Origin of the sequence: Microcystis sp. M53602_WE12, from assembly GCF_030065455.1 — a bacterium.
GTDB classification, from domain to species: Bacteria; Cyanobacteriota; Cyanobacteriia; order Cyanobacteriales; family Microcystaceae; genus Microcystis; species Microcystis aeruginosa.
Map to the genome: position 1 here is coordinate 1 of NZ_JASJFB010000766.1, position 1,488 is coordinate 1,488.

Below are 1,488 nucleotides of genomic sequence, written 5' to 3' on the forward strand. Positions count from 1 at the left end.
GTTACCTTAAAATCCGATAAAATTAAAACTTTATACCTACAAGGTTTAACAACAGAATTTGAAGAAATCTTCAAAGAATACGGTTTAAAAAGTGAGGAGAAATGGACGAAACTGAGGGAACTTTATCAAGGTCATCCTAACTGGTTAAATATCATCTCCTCAACTATTATTGAGCTATTTGATGGAGAAGTATCCTTATTTTTAGAACAAATGAACAATGAAATTTATTTAGGGGATATAGAAAACTCGATCGAATGTCATTTACAGCGTTTATCCGCAACAGAAAAAAAGGTGATACACTGGTTAGCTAATCAAACTGAAGCGGTAGAAAAGTTTCCCAAAACTGGTAATCTTGACCTTTCTCAATCCCAATTTTGGGCAGCTATTCAGTCATTAATGAGACGCTGTTTACTGGATAAATTACCATCAGAAACCTCGTCCTATTTTCCTATTAATCCTGTCTTTAAATCTTATCTTAAAAGAAATCCTAACGATTAGGATTATCTCTTTACAAATAGATGCGATCGCATTTTTATCTTTAACTATTTTGCAAAACTTGTAAGAATAAATTTGGCGATAAAATTTGTGTATGATGATAATGCTTTAGCGGTAAAATGTGTTTTTTATCTAAAGAAACTAGATAATCAGCACCTATTTCGTAAGCGGCTGCCAAAAACATATTATCATTTGGATCAACCTGATCGAGTAGCGTTGCTTGATAAATGCCTTGAATTTTGATAGCAGTATAAAAAATAGCCGTTAAAATCTCCTTAATATCATTTCTGTCAATATTTTTCAGTAATAGTTTTTCAACCAATTCCTCCAATAATTGAGGAGAAATAACTAACTTAAATCTACCCTCTCGCCAATAACGAATAATTTGACAAGGCGCACTGTTAGGATTTTTACTTAACAAAGCTGAAAGAAAAACCGAAGTATCAAGAATAACAAGAGGTGAATCTTGAGCAAACATCATAGTAAATCAGATTCTTCTAAGTTTCCTGAAATTCTCACACAAGCGTCATCAAATTTTTGCCAAACTTCATGATAACAATTATCGGGCATATTTTGAACCTCATTTAATGTTTCCATAATCAAATCTTTGGCCTGTTTTCTATTTACATTTTCTTTTAAAACTTCTAAATGCTTGTGTAACTGTTCTAATAACCATTGTTTATCTTCAAACGAAAAATTTCGTAACTTTTGTTCAAGTTCAATAATTTGAGGGGATATCATAAAATTAACTCCACTTAACATTGAGCTATATCATAATTCTAACAACAAAAAAGCACCCCCTTGCGGGAGTGCCTTTTCGTTCAGACTAGGAATTAACCATTGATAGCAGGAGCAATCAGAGCTACAGGAGCCTGTTCACCACTAGCCAAGTCTAAGGGGAAGTTATGTGCATTACGCTCGTGCATTACTTCCATACCGATACCAGCGCGGTTTAACACATCGGCCCAAGTACCGATTACACGACCTTGAGAA

Annotated in this window: 2 protein-coding genes and 1 pseudogene; 1 reads left to right on the top strand and 2 read right to left on the bottom strand. The window is 33.8% G+C overall.

Annotated elements, in window-relative coordinates; translation table 11 throughout:
• Positions 1 to 498: pseudogene (locus PX482_RS23610) on the top strand (ATPase); the annotation flags it as partial.
• Positions 499 to 538: 40 nt separating this feature from the next.
• Here PX482_RS23610 and PX482_RS23615 read toward each other — a convergent pair.
• Together PX482_RS23615 and PX482_RS23620 are read right to left on the bottom strand one after the other, a co-directional pair.
• Positions 539 to 976 (bottom strand): putative toxin-antitoxin system toxin component, PIN family, encoded by a 438-nt coding sequence (locus PX482_RS23615; protein WP_002761089.1) that lies wholly within the window; start codon positions 974 to 976, stop codon positions 539 to 541.
• On the bottom strand, positions 973 to 1,236 hold the full coding sequence (locus tag PX482_RS23620) for a hypothetical protein (RefSeq protein WP_002752205.1): 264 nt from the start codon (positions 1,234 to 1,236) through the stop codon (positions 973 to 975). The genes PX482_RS23615 and PX482_RS23620 overlap by 4 nt, the downstream gene beginning before the upstream one ends.
• Positions 1,237 to 1,488 lie beyond the last annotated feature (252 nt).